Origin of the sequence: Mycobacterium sp. TY815 (genome assembly GCF_030755135.1) — a bacterium.
In the GTDB taxonomy this organism is placed as follows: Bacteria; Actinomycetota; Actinomycetes; order Mycobacteriales; family Mycobacteriaceae; genus Mycobacterium.
In genome coordinates this window covers 715563-740541 of record NZ_JAUFRX010000002.1, presented here as the reverse complement: position 1 = coordinate 740541, position 24979 = coordinate 715563, and the positions used below count along the sequence as shown (strand labels likewise).

Annotated in this window: 22 protein-coding genes; 10 read left to right on the top strand and 12 right to left on the bottom strand. The window is 67.4% G+C overall.

Features of this window, described 5'->3' with window-relative positions:
* The first annotated feature begins 100 nt into the window (after window positions 1-100).
* The gene (locus QXK92_RS22935) at window positions 101-1216 is read left to right on the top strand and encodes a PE family protein (RefSeq protein WP_306245504.1); all 1116 of its coding nucleotides are present in this window, start codon (window positions 101-103) and stop codon (window positions 1214-1216) included.
* A gap of 23 nt (window positions 1217-1239) precedes the next feature.
* Here the strand turns inward: QXK92_RS22935 and QXK92_RS22930 are convergent, their stop codons facing one another.
* A complete protein-coding gene (locus tag QXK92_RS22930; RefSeq protein WP_306245502.1) occupies window positions 1240-1854 on the bottom strand; it encodes a TetR/AcrR family transcriptional regulator in 615 nt (204 codons plus the stop codon).
* An 84-nt stretch (window positions 1855-1938) separates the two neighbouring features.
* Here QXK92_RS22930 and mshB point away from each other — a divergent pair, with 84 nt between their 5' ends.
* Together mshB and QXK92_RS22920 are read left to right on the top strand one after the other, a co-directional pair.
* Window positions 1939-2838 (top strand): N-acetyl-1-D-myo-inositol-2-amino-2-deoxy-alpha-D-glucopyranoside deacetylase, encoded by a 900-nt coding sequence (mshB, locus tag QXK92_RS22925; protein ID WP_306245501.1) that lies wholly within the window; start codon window positions 1939-1941, stop codon window positions 2836-2838.
* Between the two features lie 103 nt (window positions 2839-2941).
* A complete protein-coding gene (locus tag QXK92_RS22920) occupies window positions 2942-3403 on the top strand; it encodes a hypothetical protein (protein ID WP_371934294.1) in 462 nt (153 codons plus the stop codon).
* A 7-nt stretch (window positions 3404-3410) separates the two neighbouring features.
* Here the strand turns inward: QXK92_RS22920 and QXK92_RS22915 are convergent, their stop codons facing one another.
* Window positions 3411-4286, bottom strand: a complete 876-nt coding sequence (locus QXK92_RS22915; RefSeq protein WP_306245499.1) for a PE family protein — start codon at window positions 4284-4286, stop codon at window positions 3411-3413.
* Between the two features lie 210 nt (window positions 4287-4496).
* On the opposite strand from QXK92_RS22915, the gene QXK92_RS22910 reads away from it, so the two are divergent.
* Window positions 4497-7133: a bifunctional FO biosynthesis protein CofGH gene (locus QXK92_RS22910; protein WP_371934583.1), complete on the top strand. Its 2637-nt coding sequence runs from the start codon at window positions 4497-4499 to the stop codon at window positions 7131-7133.
* A gap of 231 nt (window positions 7134-7364) precedes the next feature.
* Here the strand turns inward: QXK92_RS22910 and QXK92_RS22905 are convergent, their stop codons facing one another.
* The 3 genes from QXK92_RS22905 to QXK92_RS22895 form a co-directional block, all read right to left on the bottom strand.
* Window positions 7365-7697, bottom strand: coding sequence for a hemophore-related protein (locus QXK92_RS22905; protein WP_306245495.1), 333 nt, complete (start codon window positions 7695-7697; stop codon window positions 7365-7367).
* 216 nt (window positions 7698-7913) lie between these two features.
* On the bottom strand, window positions 7914-9950 hold the full coding sequence (locus QXK92_RS22900) for an NADPH-dependent 2,4-dienoyl-CoA reductase (RefSeq protein WP_306245493.1): 2037 nt from the start codon (window positions 9948-9950) through the stop codon (window positions 7914-7916).
* Complete coding sequence (locus tag QXK92_RS22895) at window positions 9947-10096, bottom strand: hypothetical protein (protein WP_306245491.1); 150 nt, start codon at window positions 10094-10096, stop codon at window positions 9947-9949. The genes QXK92_RS22900 and QXK92_RS22895 overlap by 4 nt, the downstream gene beginning before the upstream one ends.
* Window positions 10097-10284: 188 nt before the next feature.
* Here QXK92_RS22895 and fdxA point away from each other — a divergent pair, with 188 nt between their 5' ends.
* From fdxA to QXK92_RS22875, 4 genes are all read left to right on the top strand, one after another.
* Window positions 10285-10611: a ferredoxin gene (gene fdxA / locus QXK92_RS22890; RefSeq protein ID WP_306245490.1), complete on the top strand. Its 327-nt coding sequence runs from the start codon at window positions 10285-10287 to the stop codon at window positions 10609-10611.
* Between the two features lie 14 nt (window positions 10612-10625).
* Window positions 10626-11711: a succinyldiaminopimelate transaminase gene (dapC, locus tag QXK92_RS22885; protein ID WP_306245488.1), complete on the top strand. Its 1086-nt coding sequence runs from the start codon at window positions 10626-10628 to the stop codon at window positions 11709-11711.
* A 96-nt stretch (window positions 11712-11807) separates the two neighbouring features.
* On the top strand, window positions 11808-14186 hold the full coding sequence (locus QXK92_RS22880) for an APC family permease (RefSeq protein ID WP_306245486.1): 2379 nt from the start codon (window positions 11808-11810) through the stop codon (window positions 14184-14186).
* 51 nt (window positions 14187-14237) lie between these two features.
* Window positions 14238-15533, top strand: a complete 1296-nt coding sequence (locus QXK92_RS22875) for an alpha/beta hydrolase fold domain-containing protein (RefSeq protein ID WP_371934582.1) — start codon at window positions 14238-14240, stop codon at window positions 15531-15533.
* A 21-nt stretch (window positions 15534-15554) separates the two neighbouring features.
* On the opposite strand, the gene QXK92_RS22870 is transcribed toward QXK92_RS22875, so the two are convergent.
* The 6 genes from QXK92_RS22870 to QXK92_RS22845 form a co-directional block, all read right to left on the bottom strand.
* Window positions 15555-15845, bottom strand: a complete 291-nt coding sequence (locus QXK92_RS22870; protein WP_306245484.1) for a hypothetical protein — start codon at window positions 15843-15845, stop codon at window positions 15555-15557.
* Between the two features lie 70 nt (window positions 15846-15915).
* Window positions 15916-17832: an adenylyl-sulfate kinase gene (gene cysC / locus QXK92_RS22865; RefSeq protein WP_306245483.1), complete on the bottom strand. Its 1917-nt coding sequence runs from the start codon at window positions 17830-17832 to the stop codon at window positions 15916-15918.
* Complete coding sequence (cysD, locus tag QXK92_RS22860; protein ID WP_306245481.1) at window positions 17832-18746, bottom strand: sulfate adenylyltransferase subunit CysD; 915 nt, start codon at window positions 18744-18746, stop codon at window positions 17832-17834. Before cysD ends, cysC begins: the two co-directional genes overlap by 1 nt.
* On the bottom strand, window positions 18743-19546 hold the full coding sequence (locus QXK92_RS22855) for a Stf0 family sulfotransferase (RefSeq protein WP_306245479.1): 804 nt from the start codon (window positions 19544-19546) through the stop codon (window positions 18743-18745). Before QXK92_RS22855 ends, cysD begins: the two co-directional genes overlap by 4 nt.
* Before the next feature lie 96 nt (window positions 19547-19642).
* Window positions 19643-20095: a DUF4190 domain-containing protein gene (locus QXK92_RS22850; protein WP_306245477.1), complete on the bottom strand. Its 453-nt coding sequence runs from the start codon at window positions 20093-20095 to the stop codon at window positions 19643-19645.
* 95 nt (window positions 20096-20190) lie between these two features.
* Window positions 20191-21759, bottom strand: coding sequence for a CdaR family transcriptional regulator (locus QXK92_RS22845; protein WP_306245476.1), 1569 nt, complete (start codon window positions 21757-21759; stop codon window positions 20191-20193).
* Window positions 21760-21842: 83 nt separating this feature from the next.
* On the opposite strand from QXK92_RS22845, the gene pruA reads away from it, so the two are divergent.
* Together pruA and QXK92_RS22835 are read left to right on the top strand one after the other, a co-directional pair.
* Entirely contained in the window at window positions 21843-23474 is a 1632-nt protein-coding gene (gene pruA, locus QXK92_RS22840) for an L-glutamate gamma-semialdehyde dehydrogenase (RefSeq protein WP_306245475.1), read from the top strand.
* Complete coding sequence (locus QXK92_RS22835) at window positions 23474-24442, top strand: proline dehydrogenase (RefSeq protein ID WP_306245472.1); 969 nt, start codon at window positions 23474-23476, stop codon at window positions 24440-24442. The genes pruA and QXK92_RS22835 overlap by 1 nt, the downstream gene beginning before the upstream one ends.
* A 2-nt stretch (window positions 24443-24444) precedes the next feature.
* On the opposite strand, the gene QXK92_RS22830 is transcribed toward QXK92_RS22835, so the two are convergent.
* On the bottom strand, window positions 24445-24978 hold the full coding sequence (locus QXK92_RS22830) for an NTP transferase domain-containing protein (RefSeq protein WP_306245471.1): 534 nt from the start codon (window positions 24976-24978) through the stop codon (window positions 24445-24447).
* Window position 24979: the final 1 nt, after the last annotated feature.

The following is a 24979-nucleotide window of genomic DNA, read 5'->3' as shown; positions in this document are numbered from 1 at the left end:
CGCTTAAGCACTGAATCCTGATCTGCTTACGATCGGCACATCCTGGCGATTCAGGCGGCCGAACGGGGAAGGCCGTCGCGCAGGAACGGGGAGGTGTTCGATGTCCTTTTTGACCATCATGCCGGAGTATCTGGCATCTGCGGCAAACGATCTGGCCGGCATCGGTTCGTCGATCGGCGCGGCCGGATCGTCCGCGGCCGCGGCGACGACATCGGTGCTGCCGGCCGGCGCCGACGAGATATCCGCAGCCATATCAGCACTTTTCGGCGCACATGGCCAGGCTTTCCAGACTCTCAACGCCCAGGCCGCGCGGTTCCACGAACAGTTCGTACAGACCATGCGATCGGCAGGGGCTGCCTTCGCCGGCGCCGAAGCCGCCAATGTGTCACCGCTGCAGGCGATTGCCGCGGCGACGTCTCCGATGCAGCAGCTGGAGCAGGCGCAGATAGCGTTCAATTCGAACCTGGTGGCCAACGAACTGTCGTTCAACAACGCGTTGGTGGCCAACGAACTCGCCTTGGAAAGAAGCATTTTCGGCAGCGACACCGCGCTCAATGGCGTGATCAATCGTGGCTTCAACGCCGGGAATCTGTTAGTGGGCACCGGGGAGCAGGCATTCAATGCGCTTGTGGGCGCTCAAGTTCCGGCCAGTTTCACGTCGAGCCTGTTGACCGGCAGTGCCGCACAGGTTTTCAACAGTGGCGCCATCGGTGGCCCGCTGGGCGCATTCGATCAAACCCTGGCGGCCGGTGCGAACTTCGCCGGATTGTTCGTGGGAAGTCCGCCCGGGCAGGCGCTGCTGAGCGTGCTTCCCGCGCCCGCGCAGTCGCTATTGGGTTCGCCGGCCAGCTTCCTGCATCAGATCGAAACGGCCCAGATCAACTTCAACACCAATCTGGTGAACGGCGAGACCACCTTCAACCAGAATCTGGTGACCAACGAGGTCGCCTGGGAGCAGCAGGTTTTCCACACCGACAGCGCGTTGAACGGCTTCCTCAACCGCAGCTTCAATGTCGGGAACATGTTGCTGGGTGCCGGTCAGCAGGCGTTCAACCTGTTCTCCGGGGCGCAGGTGCCGGTGAACTTCAACTCGGGGTTGTTGCTCGGTACCGCGGCTCAGCCGTTCAACGGTGGCCAGATCGGAGGCCTGCTGGGTGCTTTCGATCAGAGCATGGCGGCCGGCCTGGACCTGGCCGGTCTGATCACCGGTACCTAGGACGCCTGACTCGGCAGCGCATGTCAATTCACACGCGTTGCAGAGGCTTTCGGGGGTATCACGGTATCGACGATGAGTGCCAGTTCGCGGCGGGTCGGCGGCGTTCCGGTCAGCATGAAGTGCTGGTTGATCAGGGCCGACCCGATCCGCGCGGTCAGCGGGGTAATCGTCGCCGCATCGATGTCACCGTCGTGAACCGCGGTCTGCAGAATCGACTCGACGATCTTCACGCGCGGGACCACCACCGCATCGACAAAGATCGCGCGCAGTTCGGGCTCGTGAATCAGCTGACTGATGATCTCGAGACCGGGGAAATCCGTCTTGCCCGCCAACACATCACGATGGGCGGTGAAAACCGCCAGCAGGTTCTCCCGGGTCGACCGGCTGGGGCGTGGCTCCGGTAGTGGCGGCACGTTGTGTGTCATGGCGGCCTGCACGAGGTCATGCTTGCTGGCCCAGCGCCGGTACAGGGCTGCTTTGCCCGTGTGTGCGCGTGCCGCAATGCCCTCCATGGTCAGACCGCCGTACCCGACCGCGGCCAGCTCGGCCAAAGTCGCCGAGTAGAGCGCCCGTTCGAGCACTTCGCCGCGCCGCCGGCTGCGGCCGGCGCCGGGTGTGGTCTTGGTCCCCTGCGGCATTGGTCGATAGTAGCCGTAAGCGTTCCTATCGGCTGCCGAAGGCGGTTTTTCGGCTTGACGACCAGTCGGCGGTAGGGTTCGTCCATGCCTGAGACGCCGCGGCTGCTGTTCGTTCATGCACATCCTGACGACGAAAGCCTGGCCAACGGCGCCACCATCGCGCATTACACCGCGCGCGGAGCGCAGGTGCACGTAGTGACCTGCACCCTGGGTGAGGAGGGTGAGGTGGTCGGGGACCGGTGGGCGCAACTCGCCGTCGACCATGCCGACCAACTCGGTGGCTACCGCATCAGCGAACTCAGCCGCGCGCTGCACGCGCTGGGCGTCCGTGGCCCTGTGTATCTCGGTGGTGCGGGACGGTGGCGCGATTCCGGCATGGCCGGCACCGAGCCGCGCAGCCCGCGCCGATTCGTCGACGCCGACGAGCGGGAAGCCGTCGGCGCCCTGGTCGCGCTGATCCGTGAGCTGCGCCCGCACGTGGTGGTGACGTACGACCCCAACGGCGGCTACGGCCATCCGGACCACATCCGCACTCACGCGATCACCACCTCGGCCGTGGCCGCGGCCGGCCACGCGGAGGACTTCCCCGGCGACCCGTGGCCGGTGCCGAAGTTCTACTGGACGGTCCTGGCCCGTAACGCGATTGCCGCCGGCCTGCGGGCACTCGTCCCCGAAGACCTGCGACCCGAGTGGACACTGCCGCCCGAGGACATTCCCTTCACCTTCCCCGACGAGGACATCAACGCCGTGGTGGAGGCCGGTGCGGACGCACACGCAGCCAAGGTCGCCGCGCTCGCCGCGCACGCCACCCAGCTCACTGTCGGCGCAACCGGGCGGGCCTGCGCACTGTCGAATAACCTTGCCCTGCCTATCCTCTCGCACGAGCACTACATTCTCGTCGCGGGTGCGGCGGGGGAGCGCGACGAACGCGGGTGGGAAACGGATTTGCTTGCCGGTCTGGGCATCACCGGGTCTGACAACTAGGCTTTAGCTCAGGCCGCCTCGAAAAGGAAGAGGAAGGAACGCGCATGGACCCCGATCTGGACCCTAACTTGCAGCACTGGCAGGACCGACTCGACAGCCTGCAGTGGGTACTCGGTTCCATCGCCTCGCAGATCGACAGCGTCCCAACCTGACCGACACCCAGCCACGCGCCGTCTTGAGTGAGGAGACCGGCGCGACAGATCCGGCGATACGTTTTGTTGTCCTGGCGCTGCTGGCCGTCGATGGGGTGCTCTCCGCGCTGGCCGGGGCGTTGCTCCTGCCCTCCTATATCGGCTCAGTTCCCTTCCCGATCAGCGCGTTGATCAGTGGACTGGTCAACGCCGCCCTGGTGTGGGCCGCGAGCCGATGGACCACCTCACCGAGAATGGCCGCGCTCCCGCTGTGGACCTGGCTGCTCACCGTGGCCGTAGCGAGCCTGGGTGGTCCCGGCGGCGACATCATCCTGGGGGGCCAGGGTGTGATGGCCTACGCGGCCCTGGTGCTGATCGTGCTCGGCGTGGTGCCCCCGGTGTGGGTGCTGTGGCGCCGCCGGGCCCATCCGTGAGCCGGAGTTACGGCAGCGGCGGGAACGGTGGCAGCGGCGGGAAGAAGCTGAGGAACCAGTAGATCTCGGTATTGATGAACTGGTTGATCGACGCCGACGTGACCGACCAGAAGTTGGCCAGGCCCTGGCTGAAGCTGATCGTTCCACTCAGCCAATCCAGCGAGTTGAACAGGGCGGCCTGGACCATCGGCTCGAAGAGGTAGTAGAAGAAATTGATCTGCGGCGCCAGAATCCCCACGTACGGCAACCAGCCGACCAGGTAGGAGGCCAGGTTGAAGCCGTACGCCACGTACGGCTCGACGAAGTTGTAGAAGTTCTCGATGGCCGTAGCCCACGACACGGGTATCACCGCCGCCGGTGCCGCCTGCGCGGCCATCGGACCCAGCAGCGCGCTGGTGGCGGCCACGCTGCCGATACCGCCGGTCGGGGTCAGGCCCAGCGCGCCCAGCAGGTTGCCGGCCCCGACGCCCTGCAACACGCCCTGCACCTGCGTCGCCGCCCGGGCGGCCGCCGCGGCCAGACTCGGCGCTGCCGGCCCGGTCAACGGGTGTCCCAGCAGTTGCTGAGCCGGGGCATTGACCGCATTGGCCAGGGTCTGTGCCGCGCTGCTCTCGGCGTTGGCGTAGGACGCGGCGCTGGTGCCCAGGGCCTGGACGAACTTCTCGTGGAACGCCGAAATCTGCGAGCTGAGCTGCTGGTATCCCTGTGCGTGCGACGAGAAGAGCGCCGCGACCTGGGCGGACACCTGATCCGCGGCGGCGGCCACCACGCCGGTGGTGGGCAGTGACGCCGCCGCGTTGGCCGAGCTGATCTCGGAGCCGATGCCGGCAATGCTGGAGGCGGCCGCCTTCAGCGCCTCCGGATCCGCGTGCATGAAGGACATCCCACTCACCTCCTATTCGATACCGGGTCGACGATGCCCAGCCATGGTCAGGCTGGGCGGACAGGCACCGATTTTATCCCGATCGCCGCCGGTAGTTGCGCTACTTGGTCAAATGGCCCCCGGGGCCCCGCCCCCGTTAGTCAGTCGCGTGCCGGCCGCCGCCTGCCGCTACTGTTGCGGGGGACCGGGGATACAGAGGATTCTCGCGGCATGGAACGGTCTCACAGGGTGGGACGTGCGGATGAAATCGGAGAGCGGGGAAGTTACACCAACGTGCCAGTAACACCGGGGCCACCGGAGCCGACGGTTTTGCCCAGTCCCGTCGTGCCACCCAAAGTCAGTAGCTCGGCGTTGCGCCGCGTGTTGCGCCGGGCCCGGGACGGGGTCGTGCTGAACCTCGACGAGGCTGCCGTCGCGATGTCGGCACGCGGCGACGACCTGACCGACCTGTGTGCCAGTGCGGCGCGGGTCCGGGACGCCGGCCTGGAATCGGCGGGGCGTCGCGTGCCCAACGGCCGGTTGCCGATCAGCTACTCGCGCAAGGTATTCCTCCCGGTGACTCACCTGTGCCGGGACACCTGCCACTACTGCACGTTCGTCACCGTCCCGGGCAAGCTGCGCGCCCAGGGCATCGGCATGTATATGGAACCGGACGAGATTCTCGATGTCGCCCGCCGCGGTGCCGAGCTCGGCTGCAAGGAAGCGTTGTTCACCCTCGGTGACCGTCCCGAGGACCGCTGGCCGCAGGCCCGCGAATGGCTCGACGAGCGGGGCTACGACTCGACCCTGTCCTACGTGCGGGCGATGGCGATCAGGGTGCTCGAAGAGACCGGATTACTGCCGCACCTGAACCCCGGCGTCATGACCTGGTCGGAGATGTCTCGTCTCAAGCCGGTGGCACCGTCGATGGGAATGATGCTGGAGACGACGTCACGGCGATTGTTCGAGACCAAGGGTCTGGCCCATTACGGCAGTCCCGATAAAGACCCGGCGGTGCGGTTGCGCGCGTTGACCGACGCCGGCCGGTTGTCCATTCCGTTTACCACGGGGCTGCTGGTGGGAATCGGCGAGACGCTGGCCGAGCGGGCCGATACGCTGCACGCGATTCGCAAGTCGCACAAGGAATTCGGCCACATTCAGGAAGTGATCGTGCAGAACTTCCGGGCCAAGGAACACACCGCGATGGCGGACGTGCCCGACGCCGGCATCGAGGACTACCTGGCGACCGTCGCGGTGGCCCGGCTGGTGCTGGGACCCGCAATGCGCATCCAGGCGCCGCCGAACCTGGTGTCCCGCGACGAATGTCTGGCACTGGTCGCGGCCGGTGTCGACGACTGGGGTGGCGTCTCGCCGCTGACACCCGATCACGTCAACCCCGAACGGCCCTGGCCGGCCCTGGACGACCTGGCCGCCGTCACCGAGCAGGCCGGGTACGACCTGGTGCAGCGACTGACCGCGCAGCCCAGGTATGTGCAGGCGGGTGCGGCGTGGATCGATCCGCGCGTACGCGGACATGTTGTGGCACTTGCCGATCCGGCTACCGGGCTGGCCCGCGATGTTAATCCTCAGGGTCTGCCGTGGCAGGAACCCGACGAGGTCGCGTCGTCGGGCCGGGTGGACCTCGGCGCCGCTATCGACACCGAAGGCCGCAACACCGAGGCCCGCAGCGACCTCGACAGTGCCTTCGGAGACTGGGAGTCCATCCGGTCGCGTGTCCACGAACTGGCCTCCCGGGCACCGGAACGGATCGACACCGATGTCCTGGCGGCGCTGCGATCGGCCGAGCGCGACCCGGGCGGCTGTACCGACGACGAGTACCTCGCCCTGGCCACCGCTGACGGCCCCGCGCTGGAAGCCGTTGCCGCACTGGCTGACTCGCTGCGCCGCGAGGTGGTCGGCGACGACGTGACCTACGTGGTGAACCGCAACATCAACTTCACCAACATCTGCTACACCGGCTGCCGATTCTGCGCGTTCGCTCAGCGCAAGGGGGACGCCGACGCGTATTCCCTGTCGGCGCAGGAGGTGGCCGACCGGGCCTGGGAGGCCCATGTCGCGGGGGCCACCGAGATCTGTATGCAGGGCGGTATCGACCCCGAGTTGCCGGTCACCGGTTACGCGGATCTGGTGCGGGCGGTCAAGGCGCGGGTGCCCTCGATGCACGTGCACGCGTTCTCCCCGATGGAGATCGCCAACGGCGTGACCAAGAGCGGGCTGAGCATCCGCGATTGGCTGACCGGACTTCGCGAGGCGGGCTTGGACACCATTCCGGGCACCGCCGCGGAGATCCTGGACGACGAGGTGCGGTGGGTACTCACGAAGGGAAAGCTGCCGACGTCGTTGTGGGTGGAGATCGTGACCACCGCACATGAAGTGGGTCTGCGGTCGTCGTCGACGATGATGTACGGCCACGTCGACACTCCGAAGCACTGGGTCGGGCACCTCAACGTGCTACGCGGCATTCAGGACCGCACGGGCGGTTTCACCGAGTTCGTGCCGCTGCCGTTCGTGCACCAGAATTCGCCGCTCTACCTGGCCGGGGCCGCGCGGCCGGGACCGACTCACCGCGACAACCGCGCGGTGCACGCGTTGGCCAGAATCATGCTGCACGGGCGCATCTCGCACATTCAGACCAGCTGGGTCAAGCTCGGCGTGCAGCGCACCCAGGTCATGCTCAACGGCGGTGCCAACGACTTGGGCGGCACGCTGATGGAGGAGACCATTTCGCGGATGGCCGGCTCTGAACACGGATCGGCGAAATCGGCGGCCGAGCTGGCCGCGATCGCGGAGGGCATCGGCCGCCCGGCGCGTCAGCGCACGACGACGTACGCCACGTTGGTCGCCTAGCCGGCGCGTCAGCGAATACTCCGGCAGCGACCGTGCCGCGCCGGCGGTTGATGCTCTGAGGTTGGCCCACGGGACCCGTCGCGGAGCTTGCGGTCGAGTCGGTCCGCAGACTGTGCGCCGGACGCGCCGCTCGCTGAGCGGCTACCGATCAGGCGCCAAAAAAACCGCGAGCGTAACGCAGGCGCCACTCCCGCAGGAGTAGCGCCGCGGCGTTACGCTCGCGGGTCGATCTCAGTAGTTGTTGCAGACTCCGGCGACCTCACCGACAACGCCGATATACTGCGCAGCCCCAGGCATAGCCTGCAGCTGGGCTGCCATCTGCGCCCGAGCGGGCGGCGGCGAAGCCAGGAACCGCTGCAGGTAGCTCTGCGCGATCGGCGACGAGTTGAACTGCGCCGCGGCACCCGGGTTGGTTGCGTTCAGCGCGGCGATCACCTGCGGGTACGTGCAGGTGGTGTTGACGACTCCGTCGAACGGGTCTGCCGAGGCGACGCCGGCTCCCAAACCCAAAGACATGGCGGCGGCGCCAGCGGCGACACCCATTCCGATAAACGACAGCCTCATTGTGTGGACACCTTCCCCAAACTTTTTGCACCGCTAGCTTCAACGGCGACGACATCTGCCCAGCGGTTGCCGTCTGCGGTCAAGGCTACCAGGCCCCCTGGACTTGCTCCTACGCAAATTGATATCGCACGGCTTTGTGCGGATGTAACTATTCCCAGGTCAGAACCGTGTAAACCGCCGTTTCGCGGTGAGCGAAATCGGGTCCCCGGGCACCGGTCACAGCCGGGCCGCCAGTTCGGTGCCCTGCCGGATGGCGCGCTTGGCATCCAATTCTGCGGCCACCGCGGCGCCGCCGATGACGTGCGCCGGCACGCCGGCCCGGGTCAATTCGCCTTCCAGGTCGCGCACCGACTCCTGGCCCGCGCACAGCACCACGTTGTCCACCGGCAGCAACCGGGTCCGGTTCGCGCCGACGCTGACGTGCAGGCCGTCGTCGCTGATGCGCTCGTAGCGCACCCCGGAAAGTTGGCGGACGCCCTTTGCTTTGAGCGACGCCCGGTGTACCCACCCACTGGTCTTGCCCAGTCGTCTGCCCTGCGGCCCGGCCGTGCGCTGCAGCAGGTACACCTCGCGAACCGGGGGCGCCGGCACGGCTGTGGTGATCCCCCCGCGCGCGGAGGGGGCTTCGCCCGGGTCGAGCACGCCCCACTCGGCTCGCCAGTCCTCGAGGTTGAGCGTCGGCGACTGATCGGTGACCAACAGCTCGCTGACGTCGAACCCGATGCCCCCCGCGCCGATCACCGCGACCGATCGGCCGACCGCCCGGATACCGGTGATCGCCTCGGCATACGTCAGTACCTTCGGGTGGTCGATGCCCGGGATGCTCGGCCGGCGCGGCGCGACGCCGGTGGCCAGCACGATCACGTCGTATCCGGGTCCGCATCCGGTGAGATCGGCGGCCGTGACCCGGGTACCGAGCCGGACGTCGACCCGGTGTTTGCCGAGCATGGTCGAGAAGTACCGGATGGTCTCGCTGAACTCTTCCTTGCCGGGGATACGGCGGGCCAGGTCGAACTGGCCGCCGATGAAATCGTTGGCGTCGAACAGGGTGACCTGGTGTCCTCGTTGCGCGGCGCCGACCGCGGCGGCGAGCCCGGCCGGTCCGGCGCCCACAACAGCCACCGTGCGGGCGCGCCGTGTCGGCGACAGCACCAGCTTTGTCTCGTGTCCCGCGCGCGGATTGAGCAGACACGACACCGCCTTCTTCGCGAAGGCGTGGTCCAGGCAGGCCTGGTTGCAGGCGATGCAGGTGTTGATCTCGTTCTCCCGCTCAGACTGCGCCTTGAGCATCCAGTCCGGGTCGCTCAGCAACGGCCGTGCCATCGAGATCAACTGCACGTGGGTCTCGGCCAGGATCCGCTCGGCGGCCTGCGGCATGTTGATGCGGTTGGAGGCCATGACCGGAACTCCGACCTGTTCGGCCAGGGCGCTACTGATGTCGGCGAAGCCACTGTTGGGCACCGAGGTGACGATCGTCGGGATTCGCGCTTCATGCCAACCGAACCCGGAGTTGATGAGGGTGGCGCCGGCGGCCTCCACTTCCTGTGCCAGCGCCACGATTTCGTCCCAGCTCTGCCCATCGTCGACGTAGTCGGCCATCGACAGCCGGTAGCAGATGATGAAGTCAGGCCCGACTGCGGCGCGGGTGCGGCGCACGATCTCCACCGCGAACCGGCGCCGGTTGGCCGGCGAACCGCCCCAGGAATCGGTCCGATTGTTGGTGCGCGGGGCCAGGAACTGATTGATCAGATATCCCTCGCTGCCCATGATCTCGACGCCGTCGTATCCGGCCTCGCGGGCCAGCCGGGCGCACCGCACGAAGTCTGCGATGGTCGACTCGACGCCGCGTGCGCTCAGCGCCCGCGGGCGAAAGGGGTTGATAGGCGCCTTGATTGACGATGCGCTCACCGACAGCGGGTGGTAGGCGTAGCGGCCGGCGTGCAGGATCTGCAACAGAATCTTGGCGCCCTCGTCGTGCACTGCCCTGGTGATACGCCGATGGCGCCGCGCTTCGGCCGGGGAAACCAGCTGCGCGGCAAACGGCAGCAGCCATCCGGTGCGGTTGGGCGCGTAGCCGCCCGTGATGATGAGGCCGACACCGCCGCGGGCCCGTTCGGCGAAGTACGCGGCGAGCCGGTCGGTGTGGGCGGCCCGGTCCTCCAGCCCGGTGTGCATCGAACCCATCGTGATCCGGTTGCGCAGGGTGGTGAAGCCGAGATCCAACGGGGCGGACAAGTGCGGGTACTGCGTCATGGCCCGGCGCGCTCCGCCCGCGCTGCGTCGACCCCGATGGTGGGACCGGAGGCGGTGGAGATCGAGCGGTAGGGAAGACTGGCCAGTCCGGAGCCCGAACCGGCGTGTTCGCTGAGCGAAACCAGGATTGCGCGGGGCAGCGCCACCCGCGAACCTTAAGGGCGGCGGACGCGGGGACGCAACGTCGTTCTCCGCGGTGTGGGGGCGACGGGCGTGCCAATTGCCGGAGTTGTATGTGCGACGTTTAGTATCAGTAACCGAACGCTCACCCTCGAAGCCCCTGGGGTGACGCGACCCGCAGCCCGTTCATGGAGGACACGTTGAGGAGACGTCCGTGACGTACGTGATTTCCCAGCCTTGCGTCGATATCAAGGACAAGGCGTGCATCGAAGAGTGCCCGGTCGACTGTATCTACGAGGGCGCCCGGATGCTGTTCATCCACCCCGACGAATGCGTCGACTGTGGAGCATGTGAACCGGTCTGCCCTGTCGAAGCGATCTATTACGAAGACGACGTGCCGGACCAGTGGAGCCAGTACACCCAGATCAACGCCGACTTCTTTGCCGAGTTGGGCTCGCCGGGTGGCGCAGCGAAGGTCGGCATGACCGAGAACGACCCGCAAGTGGTCAAGGACCTGCCGCCGCAGGGCGAGGACGACTGAGCGCGCGACAGCACGTGTCGGCGTCGCTGCCGGAGTTCCCCTGGGACACTCTGGCCGCGGCGAAGGCCACTGCCGCGGCCCATCCGGACGGCATCGTTGACCTGTCGGTCGGCACCCCGGTAGACCCGGTCGCGCCACTGATCCGTGAGGCGTTGGCCGCGGCCAGCGCGGCGCCGGGCTATCCCGCCACCGCCGGTACCGCGCAGTTGCGGGAGTCGGCCGTGGCGGCACTGTCCCGCCGGTTCGGTATCACCGGCGTGCCGGAGTCCGCGGTGCTGCCCGTCATCGGTACCAAGGAACTGATCGCCTGGTTGCCGAGCCTGCTGGGGCTGGGCGGCGCTGACGTGGTCGTCGTGCCGGAACTGGCGTATCCCACCTATGACGTGGGTGCGCGACTGGCCGGGGCGCAGGTGATCCGGGCCGATTCGCTGACCCAACTCGGGCCGCAGTCCCCGGCGCTGATCTACCTGAACTCGCCGAGCAATCCCACGGGGCGGGTGCTCGGAATCGACCACCTGCGCAAGGTCGTGGGGTGGGCCCGGGAACGCGGCGTGCTGGTGGCCTCGGACGAGTGCTACCTGGGGTTGGCCTGGGAGGCCGAACCGCTCTCGGTGCTGCACCCCTCGGTGTGCGACGGCGACCATACCGGGCTGCTCGCGGTGCATTCGCTGTCGAAGAGTTCGTCATTGGCCGGTTACCGGGCCGGCTTCGTGACCGGAGACGGGGATGTGGTCGCCGAACTGCTGGCGGTGCGCAAGCATGCCGGGATGATCGTGCCGACGCCGGTGCAGGCCGCGATGGTGGCCGCCCTGGACGACGACGACCACGAGAAGGTGCAGCGCGAGCGGTATGCACGGCGTCGTGCCGTACTGCTGCCGGCGCTGCGGGCCGCGGGTTTCTCCGTCGACCACTCGGAGGCCGGTTTGTATCTGTGGGCCAGCCGTGGCCAGGACTGCCGGGACACCGTCGAGTGGCTCGCCGAACGCGGCATCCTGGTGGCGCCCGGCGATTTCTACGGTCCCGCCGGCGCGCGGCACGTCCGCGTCGCGCTGACTGCCACCGACGAGCGAATCAACGCCGCCGCCGCCCGCCTGGGCTAGCCTTTCTAGCGCGAGCAGACACAAAATCACCTTTTATCGGCGGTTTTTGGGCGCTTTTGTGTCTGCTCGGCGAGCAACGAGGCAGGGGGTGTGGACTTGGCTAGTCCGGCGGGCAAGTCGGTGAGCAGGTTGCGTATCCCGCTGACCGTCGGCGACGTCCTCAAGCGAGTGTTTCTGGGCAAGCCGCTGATCACCGAGCAGCTGGCCGGTGAGCGGTTATCGAACGGAGTGGCGCTGGGTGCGCTGTCGCCGGATGCGATCTCCTCGACCGCCTACGGCCCGGAACAGATCCTGATCGAGTTGCTGCCCAACGCCGGACTGGCCGCGTTCGCGCTCCTGCTGCCGGTCACCGGCGTCATCCTGCTGATCCTCATGTTGGTCGCGGCGTCCTACCGCCAGGTGGTGATGGCCTACACCCGGGCGGGTGGCTCCTACATCGTGGCGCGGGACAACTTCGGTCCGCGAGTGGCGCAGATCGCGGCCGCGGCGCTGCTGATCGACTACGTGGTCACCGTGGCGGTGCAATCGGCGGCCGGAACGGTCGCTGTCGTCTCGGCGCTTCCCGCCCTGGGACCGTACAGCCTGGAGATCACCATCGGTGTGGTCATCCTCATCTGCTATCTGAACCTGCGCGGAATGCGGGAAGCGGGAACACCTTTCGCCGCCGCAACCTATTTCTTCATCGTCATGGTCGCCGGCACCATCGTGGTCGGCGTGGTCCGCCAGCTGTTCTGGGGATTGCCGGTCTACGACCCCGGACGACTGCCCGGCACGGTCCCGGTTCACCAGGGCAACGGGCTGGTGATGGGCGCGACGATCCTGGTGCTGCTGCGTGCCTTCGCCAACGGCGGGTCGTCGCTGACGGGCGTGGAGGCGATCTCCAACACGGTCGACCTGTTCCAGAAACCGCAGGGCCGCAACGCGCGTCGGGTGCTGACCGCGATGGCGTGCATTCTCGGGTTCCTGTTGGCCGGCGTGGCCTATCTCGCCTACGCCACCCACGCCACGCCGTATCTCACCGAGTACCCCTCGGTGCTGTCCCAGATCGGGCGGGCGGTCTTCGGTAACGGCATGATCGGGAACGTCTTCTTTATTCTGGTGCAGGCGTCTACCGCGGCGATTCTGTTCACCGGCGCCAACACCAGCTTCAACGGCTTCCCGGCGCTGGCCAGTTTTGTCGCCGAAGACCGTTTCCTGCCAAGGCAATTGATGAAGCGCGGGCACCGCCTGGTGTTCTCCAACGGCATCATCGCGCTCACCGCGCTCTCGGTGGTGCTGCTGGTGACCACCGGCGGTTCGGTCAACGCTCTGGTGCCGTTCTATGCGATCGGCGTGTTCACCGGTTTCTCGATGGCCGGCTACGGGATGACCAAACATCACTTGACCCACCGGGAACCCGGCTGGCGACACCGGCTGGCGATCAACCTCTCGGCGGGCATTCTGTCGACGATCGTGGTCGGCATCTTCGCGGTCGCCAAATTCACCGAAGGCGCCTGGCTGGTGGTCGTGGTGTTCCCGCTGCTGGTCTTCATGCTGATCCGGCTCAACCGCGAATACCGCGCCGAGGCAGCCATTCTCGAGATGTTCCGCACCGATAGACCGGAAATGGTGAAGTACGCCCGGCACCGGGTGTACATCCTGGTGAACTCGGTCGACCTCGCCGTGATCGAAGGACTGCGATATGGCAAAGGATTACGGGCCGACGAGCTGATCGCGGTGCACTTCATGGTCGACGCGGCCCATGCCGCACACCTTCGCAAGCGCTGGGATGACTTCGGTCTCGATACCCGGCTGCGCATCGTGGACTGCCCGGACCGGCGGATCAACCGCGCCGCGCAGATCCTGGTGGCGAAAACGAGCAAGGAGCATCCCGACACCAATGTGACGGTGCTGCTGCCGCGCCGGACCTATGCGCCGCTGCTCGGGCGGCTGCTGCACGACCGCACCGCCGACAAGATCGCCCGCGCGGTGAGCCTCATCCCCGATGCGGCGGCGACGATCGTGCCCTACGACGTGGAATCCCGGATCAAGGAGGCCTATCCCGACCGTTTCGAGCAGCGGCTCGCCCGTCGGCTGGACAAGATCGAAGCGTGGGTGTCCCAGGGCGAGGACCGAAACGTCGAGGCATACGAACACCCGCAGCGGCCCGACTCGGTGATCACGGTCGCCGGGCTGGTACCGGGGCAACGCGCCACGATCGAAGGCCGGGTGCGCGAGGTCGAGGACGTCAGCGAGCGGCGGCACACGCTGCGGCGGATCGTGATCGGAGACGATACCGGCGACCTTGCCGTCACGTTCCGCCCCGGCCACGGCGGCGGCGACATTCAGCCCGGCCAGGTGCTGCGGATCACCGGCAAGGCCCGGCAGACCGGGAACCGGCCGATCACCATGGTCGACCCCGCCTATCAGGTGCTGCAGCAGCCGCCGGAGACACACGACGCCGGCGGCGCCGGCGAGGCGGGGGAAACCGGTTAAAGGTGCCTTAAGCCGGGCAGTTAGGTTAGTTAAAGAAGCATCGGGCGGGTGATGCCCGAGGTCGACGGGGAGGACAAGTCGATGAAGCGGATAGCGGCGATATTGGTATCTCTGGCTGGGCTGTTGTTCGCCGTCAACGGCTACCGACCGGTGAGCAAGCGCGGCTACCTGGCAGGGCATGCGTTCGGCTACGGCCTGTTCGCAACCGAGCTCCCGGTGCCGGCGCTCGCTGCACAGTTTGCCGCGCTCGCGGCGGTAACTCCTCAGGTGCCGCGCCGCACACGCCTGGTCAGCTGGTTGCTGGCGACCGTGTCCGGGCTCGGGCTCCTCGGGCTGCACCGCAGCGGCCGGTCCGCCGACGAGGTGCTGACCGCTGCGCTGGACGAGGGCCTGGGACCAGACCGGCGCACCGGGGCCGGCGATCTGTGGAAGCGGCCGGCGCCCGACGGCGCCACCGCCAAGAAGCCCGGCCCGGCGCGGATGCTGCGCATCTGGCGCGATTACGCCCACGACGTCGACATCAGTTACGGAGAATTCGGGTCGCGCAATCATCTCGACATCTGGCGGCGGCCTGACCTCGACCGCGACGAGCCCGCACCGGTGCTGCTGCAGGTGCACGGCGGTGCCTGGATGGTGGGCAACAAGCGGGGACAGGCCCACCCCCTGATGAGCCACCTGGCCGAACTCGGCTGGATCTGCGTGTCGGTCAACTATCGGCTGAGCCCGCGCTCGACCTGGCCCGACCAGATCGTCGACGTGAAGCGGGCGATCGCCTGGACGAAGGAGAACATCGCCGAGTACGGCGGCGATCCGGAATGGATTGCGATCACCGGTGGGTCAGCCGGGGGACATCTGTCTTCCCTTGCGGCACTTACTCCTAACGAGCCGCGGTTTCAGGTCGGCTTCGAGGAGGCGGACACCCGGGTACAGGCCGCGATCCCGTTCTACGGGTTCTACGACTTCACCCGCGACGACGCGGTGCATCCGATGATGCCGGCCATGATGGCCAAACGGGTTTTCAAGCTGGGCCGCAACGAGATTGCCGAGCCGTTCCGGCTCGCCTCGCCGATCACCCACGTCTCCGAGGATGCGCCGCCATTCTTCGTGCTGCACGGCACCAACGACTCGCTGATCCCGGTCGAGCAGGCGCGCGCCTTCACCACACGGCTGCGTGAGGTGAGCCGCAATCCGGTGGTATACGCCGAGATGCCGTGGGCGCAGCACGCTTTCGACATCTTCGGCTCGGCCCGCGCGGCGCACACGGCGGTCGCCGTCGAACAGTTCCTGGCGGAGGTCTACGCGCGCGACCGGGTCACCGTGTCGCGTGACGGACGGCGCGTCGGTTAGCGGAATCGGGCGCCGGCCGGTTCAGTCGTCGATGTGCGTCGGCGGGTCGCCGAAGGCGACATCGCCTGGGTTCTGGCCGGGACCCATCACGTCGCAGCGCTTGTCCGGCACCAGATACGAACTGGCGCCGTTGGGAACCAGCCGGGTCACCGCCACGCACCGTTGCCACGTGCCGTCAGGCTGGATCGGTCCGTCGCATTTACTGAGGAAGCCGCCGCCGTACTGGCAGCCGGCGCTGGCCGGCGGCGCCGCGGCGATCAGTCCCCCGGCCATCAGCACAGCGGCCAGCCCTGCGACGATGCGGTGCCTCATGGTTTCTCCCGTCGGCGGACCGGTTGGTTACCACCGACGTTACCGCTGAACCGGAGTTTTTGGGGAACTGTTACCGGGGCGGCCGGGGGCTGACCTCGTCGAGCAGGCTGATGACCTGCGCGGCGAGTTCGTCGATGTCGGCGTTGGTGGTGTCCAGCACCAGGTCGGGGCTCTCCGGCGGCTCATAGGGCGCGTCGACTCCGGTCAGGCCTTTGAGTTCACCGCTGCGGGCCCGCGCGTAAAGCCCCTTGGGATCCCGCTTTTCGCACTCCGCGAGCGACGTGGCCACGTGGACTTCCAGGAACGGCAGCTTGGCGGCCACGCTGAGGGCGCGAGCGGTTTCCCGGTCCGACTTGAGCGGCGATACCAGGGACGCCAGCGCCACCACACCCGCGTCGGCCAGCAGACGGGTCAAATGCCCGACCCGCCTGATGTTTTCGGCACGGTCACCGGGGGAGAAGCCGAGGTCGTCGGACAGGCCGTGGCGCAGGTTGTCGCCGTCGAGCAGGTAGGCCACCCGGCCCGATTCGACGAGTGCGCGTTCGACGGCTACCGCGACGGTGGACTTGCCGGACGCCGGCAGGCCGGTGAACCAGATCGTCGCTCCTGGTTGGCCGGTAGCGGTCCAGCGGTGCTTGCGATCCAGAGCCGATGGGTGCCAACGGATGTCAGTGCGCTGGTGGCTACCGGGCTTGACCTCCCTGGCCTCGACGATGGTGCCGGCTCCGACGGTGTCGTTGGTCGTCTCGTCGATGAGGATGAAGGCGCCGCTGTCCCGGTTCTCGTCGTAGGGGTCGGCCAGGACCACCGAGCTGGTGCGCAGCGTGACTGTGCCGATGTCGTTCAGTACCAACTCAACTGGACCGTCGAGCTCGTCCAGGGTCTCCGGGTCCAGGCGGGAGTGCAGCTCCTGCACGGTTGCCCGCACACTCTTGGTGGTCTGCTTGAGGGCGAGCCGATCACCGGCCCGCAGCGGGGAATCGACGAACCAGCACACGATGGCGTCGAGTTCACGGGCCAGCACCGGCGGCACCGCGTCCTCGGCGCCGCTGATGAACACGTCGCCCCGGCCCACGTCGATGTCATCGGCGAGTTCGATCGAAACCGAAAGCGGGGCAACAGCTGTCGTCCGTTCGTCGTCGAGGGTATCCAGCGCCGTCACCGTGGAGCGGGTGCCGGCGGGCAGCGAGATCACCGGATCGCCGACGCTGAGCGTCCCGGCCGCGAGACGGCCGGTGTAGCGGCGGCGCACCTCGGCGGTGGGCCGCGAGACCCACTGGACGGGCAGGCGTAGGCGCGACGCCTCGGCCTGTGGGGCTACCAGTTCCACGGTCTCCAGATATTCGAGCAGGGTGGGCCCGCTGTACCACGGCGTGTTGTCGGAACGGTGCACGACATTGTCGCCCAGTTTGGCGGCCAGTGGGATCACCGTCAGGTCCACTTCGCCGAGCCGCGCGGCGACGTGGCCCAGTTCCTTCTCGACTTCGGCGAAGCCGTCCTGGTCGAAGTCGATCAGGTCGATCTTGTTGACTGCGGCAACGAAGTGCTTGATACCCAACAGTTTTGCGATCCGCGCGTGTCTGCGGGTCTGGCGCAGCACGCCGGCCCGCGCATCGACGAGCAGGATCGCCACGTGCGCGTTGGAGGCACCGGTGAACATGTTGCGGGTATAGCGCTCGTGCCCGGGGGTGTCGGCCAGGATGTAGCTGCGGTTCTCGGTGGAGAAGAAGCGGTAGGCGACGTCGATGGTGATGCCCTGCTCGCGCTCGGCCCGCAGCCCGTCGGACAGGGCCGCGAGGTCGGCGACGCCCTCCTCGTCGGTCACCGCCTCCAGGTGGTCCAGCGGCAAGCTGTCGGTGTCGTGCAGCAAGCGCCCGATCAGGGTGCTCTTGCCGTCGTCCACTGAGCCGGCGGTGGCGATGCGCAGCAGCTGCCGCGTCAAACCCCGGCCCGGGGAGGCTTTTCCGGCCTCTTCGGTGGTGGTCATCAGAAGTACCCCTCTCGCTTACGGTCTTCCATCGCAGCGGCCGACGTGCGGTCATCGGCGCGGGTCTCACCGCGCTCGGACACCGTCGCCGCCGAGATCTCGCTGATGACCCGGGTGATGTCGGTGGCCTCTGAGCGCACCGCCCCGGTGATGGTCAGGTCGCCGACGGTGCGGTAGCGCACCCATTCCACCGCGGCTCGTTCACCGTCGATCGGGCTGGTGTACTCCGAGACCGCCAGCAGGATGCCGTCGCGCTCGAACACCTCCCGTTCGTGTGCGTAGTAAATCGACGGTATTTCAAGGTTTTCCAGCTCGATATAACGCCAGACGTCGATCTCGGTCCAGTTGCTCAGCGGGAACACCCGGACCTGCTCGCCCTTCTTGATCCGGCCGTTGTAGAGACTCCACGGCTCCGGGCGCTGCGCCCGCGGATCCCACTGGCCGAACTCGTCACGGAAGCTCAGGATGCGTTCTTTGGCGCGGGCGCGTTCCTCGTCACGACGGGCGCCGCCGAATGCCGCATCGAAGCCGCCCTCCTCGAGAGCATCGAGCAGCGTGCGGGTCTGGGCACGGTTGCGGGAAGCGCTGGGCCCGGGGTCCGGCACGCGCCCCTTGTCGATGGACTCCTGAACGGAGGCCACGATGAGTTTGTGCCCCTGGCCGGTCACCCTGCGGTCGCGGAACTCGATCACCTCGGGGAAGTTGTGTCCGGTGTCGACGTGCATCACCGGAAAGGGTAGCGGCAGCGGACGAAAAGCCTTCTCCGCCAACCGAAGGAGAACGATGGAATCCTTTCCTGCCGAGAACAGCAGCACCGGTCGCTCCAGCTCGGCGACGACCTCACGGATGATGTGCACCGCCTCGGCTTCCAGCAGGCGCAGCTCGTCGACGTGAGTTGTATCCGTGAGCGTCACGTTGGTAGCCCCTCTCTTTCGGCGTCCGCCCGGTAGCGGTCCACCCACTCGTCGGAACGTTGGTCGGCCTGCCTTTGCAGCACCGGTTCGGGTGCCAGTCGCCGGTCTAGGCCCAGTTCTTCGAGGATGTTGCCGACCACCTCAGTCAGGTTGCGCCACAACACCGGATAGGAAATCTCGATCGGCTTGACGTTCTCCTCGGCAAACCAGTTCCGCCAGCCCTCCTCCTGCGCCTGCAGCATCCGCACGACGTGAGCGATCGCGCCGGCGTGATAGGTGGCGCGCGCGTCGCGAACCGGGTCCGGCCTGCCCCGCCACACGCGGGTCTGTACGGCCCGCCAGAACGACACGGCCTGGGATACGACGTCGGGGCGGTGGATGTGGATCAGCAGCGGATCTTCACCCACCACGTCGCGGATGGCGGCCAGCAAGCCATCGCCCGACCGTTCCTTGAGGCCGGCCACGCGGTCCAGCAGCAACGGCGTCTGGTTCCACATGAGTTTCCCGCCCCACACCCCGTTGGGCGTGCGGCCCACCGTGCGGATGTAGTCGCGCCAGATCTCGGGCGGTGCCAGGTCGGGCTTGCCCTCGTCCAACGGATCCAGCAGCTTCAGGATCGACTCGTCCTCGACCCCGGCGAACCACTCGCGTGGTTGCGGGGATTGGCTGGTGGTAGGCAGGTATTGGAAGAACTCCTGAGGCTCACCGGCCACACCCGTCGCGCGCAGGGATTCGACCAGTAAGGTGCTGCCGCTGCGCTGGGATGCCAGCACCAGGTACGACGACGGATGATCGGCCACCAACGAAGCCTAACCGCACGGAAATCCGGTGCAACACTTGCGGTTACCTTCACCGTGAGAATAACTATTGCGCCGGCGCGGGCCGCCGCGTGGGCCTCAGTGGCAGGACATGAGATCGACCGGCGCGGACCACTGTTCGACCACAGCGGGCTGGGAACTGTAATCGTATTCTTCGCGTGCGTGGCGGTTGACGGTTCCGATGATGAGTGCCATTAACAGGCCCACGAATGTGAGCGCGCTGATCACGACTCCGGCGATCGCCAGTCCGCGGCCCCCTTCGCCGGACCGTCTGATCTGGACTAGGCCGACCACGCCGAAGATCAGGCCCAGAATGTTCCCGATGCCGCAGGTGAAGAACCCCGCCAACGAGGTCACCAGCGATGCGATGGCCAGCGCGTTGGTCCTGGGCGCCGAGTAGACCGGTGGCGGATAGCCGTAGCCGTAGCCACCGGGTGCCGGTGGTGGATAGTTCGGTGGCGGATACCCGTAACCGCCGGGGTTCGGCGGTGGGTACTCCGGCGGCGGCCAATTCGGCGGTTGTTCCGTCACGGTGACCTCCACACGGCTTGCGCACCTTCTCTCGCTGAGCGTCCCAAACTCTACCCCGCGCGGGCAGGGTTGCGGCGAACCTTGTGGGTAGTGGCCTAGGCCGGCCGCCCGGTAGCCCGGATGCCCAGCGAAAACAGCAGTCGCACATCGGGATTCGCCAGCGACGTGCCCAACAACTGCTCGATACGGCGCACCCGGTAGCGGATTGTGTTGGGGTGCACCTGCAGCCAGCTCGCCGCTGCGCCGATGTCGCCGAAGCAGTCCAGGTAGGCCCGCAGTGTCTCGGTCAGCACCGGGTCGCGTGCGTGAAGCTCGCGTACCCGGGGGTCGACGAGTCGCTCGTCGGCGCCGACCAGCGTGACGATTTCGTCGAGCAACACCGTGGTGCGCGCCTCGGCCAGCGATGTCACCCGGCCGAATGAGTCGGGGTGGCGTGCTGCGCTGTCCAGCACCCGGTCCACCTCGGAGCGAGCTGCCGCCACGGCGGCCAGGCCGTTGACCGGTGCCGCGATGACCGCCCGCATTTCGACGTTCAATTCCGTTCGCAGCGCGCTGATCGTGCCGCGCACCCAGGAGGAGACCGACCGGGTCTTCGAGATCTGCGGAATCAGCGCATAGATGCGCGAACCGTTCGACGCTACCTGTGCATCGGGCCGAAAGGCACTGGCGCTCAACGCCACAACCTCGGCGAGCCGGGACTGCCGGTCGGTGTCGCCGATGGTGTCCCAGCCGATCAACGCGCCGGCCCCGTCGGCTGGCAGCCCCAGCTCGCGTGCGACGGCGGACAGATCACCGGGCTCGCCCTGACCGAGTCCGAGGAGTTGCTGCATCTGCTGAGCGTGCGGTGACGGCCGTGCCGCCAGCCGGGCCATGATCCGGGCGGCCAGGACCGCGGCACCCCGCAAGACCTCCTCGGCGTCGTCGGCCAGTGGCTGCGAACCCTGCTGCACCCAGATGGTGCCCGCGAACGTCGGCGGCTCCGACCGATGGATCCCGATCGCAAGTCTGGGGCGAAGTCCCAACTCGGGACGCTCGGCGACGCGTACCACGTCGCCGCCGGCCCGCAGAGCGTCGAAGATGCCCCACTGCCCGATCCACTGCAGGTGCTCGGGCGGGCCGGCACGGCCCAGGATGGAGAGCCGGCGCAACTCGTCTGCTTCGTCGCTGGAGGCCGAGTAAGCCAGCACGTGTGATTGGGCGTCTTCGATGCTGACCATGCCGTGAATGCGGTCGGCGAGCGACTGCGCCAGGCCGAACAGGTCGGTACCCGAATCTTCGTGCGGGCCGGCCCGGTCGCCGTGGTGCTCCAGGACGTGGTTCACCAATCGGTAGACGCGCTCCCAACGCGCCTGGGGCTCCACGGCCACCACAGCCGCGCCGGCCCGCACGGCCGCGGTCACCAGCGCCTCCGACGGCTCTTTGATGAAGACCGCCACCGGGCTGTTGACCTGGCTGCCGATACAGCGTGCCGCCTCGTCACCGGTCACCCCGACGAAGAAGAACACGTCGGCCGAGCCGGCGGCCCGCGCCAGCCCGAGGCGCACATCGTCGGAGTCGATCAGGGCTGCCGAGGACACCGGCAGATCCAGACCGCGGGGTGCTCGCACCAGCGTGACCATCGTCGCGTCCAGCGCGAGCAACAGTTGCCCCAGGCCGATACCCATATTGTCGGATCTTACTAGCGATATGGCCGAAGCTTGGCTGATCGGCCAATCAAAGGGCAGCCCGCGCCGGGCATCCTGGCGGAATGGACGCAATCACACAGGTGCCGTTGCCGGCCAACGAGCCGGTCCACGACTACGCCCCGAATTCGCCCGAACGTGCGCGACTGCGTGCCGAACTGGCGGCGCTGGCCGACCACCCGATCGACCTGCCGCACGTGATCGCCGGCAGACACCGGATGGGCGATGGCGAGCGGATCGAGGTCGTGCAGCCGCACCGACATGCCGCGGCCCTGGGGACGCTGACGAATGCCGTGCACGCGGACGCGTGCGCCGCCATCGAAGCGGCCACCGCCGCCAAGGCCGACTGGGCGGCCACGCCGTTCGACGAACGCGCCGCGGTGTTCCTGCGGGCGGCGGACCTGCTGGCCGGGCCCTGGCGGGAGAAGATCGCGGCCGCCACCATGCTGGGTCAATCGAAGTCGGTGTACCAGGCCGAGATCGACGCGCCGTGCGAGCAGATCGACTTCTGGCGGTTCAACGTCGCCTTCGCCCGGCAGATCCTGGCGCAGCAGCCGATCAGCGGGCCGGGTGAGTGGAACCGCAGCGACTATCGTCCGCTGGACGGCTTCGTCTATGCCATAACTCCTTTCAACTTCACGTCCATCGCCGCCAACCTGCCGACCGCTCCGGCGCTGATGGGCAACACCGTCATCTGGAAGCCGTCCATCACCCAGACGCTGTCGGCCTACCTCACCATGCAACTGTTGGAGGCGGCCGGGTTGCCGCCCGGCGTGATCAACCTCCTGACCGGGGACGGCCTGGCCGTATCGGATGTGGCACTGCGCGATCCACGGTTGGCCGGCATCCACTTCACCGGGTCGACGGCGACATTCCAGCACCTGTGGCAACAGGTCGGCGCGAATATCGGCGGTTATCACAGCTACCCGCGTCTGGTGGGAGAGACGGGCGGAAAGGACTTCGTGCTTGCTCACGCGTCGGCGCGTCCGGATGTGTTGACTACGGCGCTGATTCGTGGTGCCTTCGACTATCAGGGTCAGAAGTGCTCGGCCGCATCGCGCGCATTTATCGCCCATTCGGTGTGGCAGCAGATGGGCGACGATTTCCTGGGGACCGTAGGTTCGTTGCGCTACGGCGACATCACCGACCTGTCGAACTTCGGCGGCGCCCTGATCGACCGGCGAGCCTTCACCATGAACGTTGACGCCATCGAGCGGGCCAAGGGTGCCGCAGGCGTGACAATCGCGGCAGGTGGCGAATACGACGACAGTGACGGCTATTTCGTGCGACCTACCGTGCTGCTGTCCGACGATCCCACCGATGAGGCGTTCGCCACCGAATACTTCGGCCCACTGCTGGCGGTGCACGTGTATCCCGATGACCAGTACGAGCGGATCATCGATGTGATCGACACCGGATCGCGCTATGCGTTGACCGGAGCGGTGATCGCCGACGATCGCCGCGCCGTCCTGACCGCCCAGCACCGGTTGCGTTTCGCCGCAGGCAATTTCTACGTCAACGACAAACCGACCGGCGCCGTCGTGGGCCGGCAGCCGTTCGGTGGATCACGCGGGTCCGGCACCAACGACAAAGCCGGCTCGCCTCTGAACCTGATGCGCTGGACGTCGGCACGCACGGTGAAGGAGACCTTCGTCCCGGCCACCGACCACGCCTACCCGCACATGGCGGCAGAGTAATGGCCGGGGTATTCGCGCACACGCTGCGCCCGGCGATGCTGGCGGCAGGCCGCGCCGACGGGTTGCGCCGCGCCGTGGAACGCTCGCCGCTCACCCGCCGGGTGGTGCGCAGGTTCGTTCCGGGGGACACGTTGGGCGGTGTGCTGGACGTGGTTGCCGCGCTGAGGGATTCCGAACGTTGCCTCAGCATCGACTACTTGGGTGAGAACGTCACCGACGTCGACGACGCGGCGGCCACTGTGCAGGCCTACCTGGATCTGCTCGATGCGCTGGGGCGCCGGGGTGACTGCGTTTCCGAGGGGGTGCGGCCGCTGGAAGTGTCGGTCAAGCTCTCGGCGCTGGGGCAGTCGCTGGAACGTGACGGGCAGAAGGTCGCACTGGACAACGCCCGCACCATCTGCGAGCGGGCCGAAGCGATCGGCGCCTGGGTGACGGTGGATGCCGAGGACCACACCACCACCGATTCGACCTTGTCGATCTCGGGTGATCTGCGGGTCGATTTCCCCTGGCTCGGCACGGTTCTCCAGGCGTACCTCCGTCGCACCGAGGGTGACTGTGCGGAGCTGGCCGCCGTGGGAGCACGCGTCCGACTCTGCAAGGGTGCCTACGACGAACCGGCTTCGGTGGCCTACCGGGCCGCTGCCGACGTCAGCGAGTCCTACTTGCGCTGCCTGCGGGTGCTGATGGCCGGTCGCGGGTATCCGATGGTGGCCTCACATGACCCGGCGATCATCGCGGCGGTACCGGCCCTGGCCCACGAATTCGGCTGTAATACAGACGGTTTCGAGTACCAGATGCTGTACGGAATCCGCGACGACGAGCAGTTGCGACTGGCTGCAGCGGGCAACCGGGTGCGGGTGTACGTGCCGTTTGGCACCGAGTGGTACGGCTACTTCATGCGGCGGTTGGCGGAGCGGCCGGCCAATCTCGGCTTCTTCCTGCGGGCCCTGGCCGAACGAGGTCACTGAGCTCAACGCGCATCGATGTCCACGCCGCTCGCGAGGTCGGAACACTCCACCCGCACCAGATCGGGGTGAGCCTCGAGGAACGGCCCCGCGCCGACATCACCGGACAGCTCGTCGAGCAGCGCGTGCCAGTGCGCTCTCCCGACGACGACGGGGTGGCCGGGGCGTCCCCGATACACCGCGCGCGTCAGCCCGGCGGCGTTTGACCTCAGCACCCGCTCGATGACGGCGGGTCCCACGTCGGGAGTGTCAACGGTGTGCAGCAGCAACGCCTCGACACCGGGTTTGGATTGCGCCGCATGGATCGCGGCGGCGACTGTTGCAGACAGGCCGTCGGCCCAATCGGGCACCCATAACGGCGTCGCCGGGCGGGGGACGGGCACGTCGGCCGCGCCGAGCGCGACCAGCACCTCGCCGACACCACCGGCGGCCAGCGCCGAGACGGCGCGTTGCAGCCAGTTCTCGGCGAGGGCTTTTGGCGAGCCGTAACGGCTGCCGGCGCCTGCCGCCAGGACCACCCCCAGCGTCATGACAGGCATC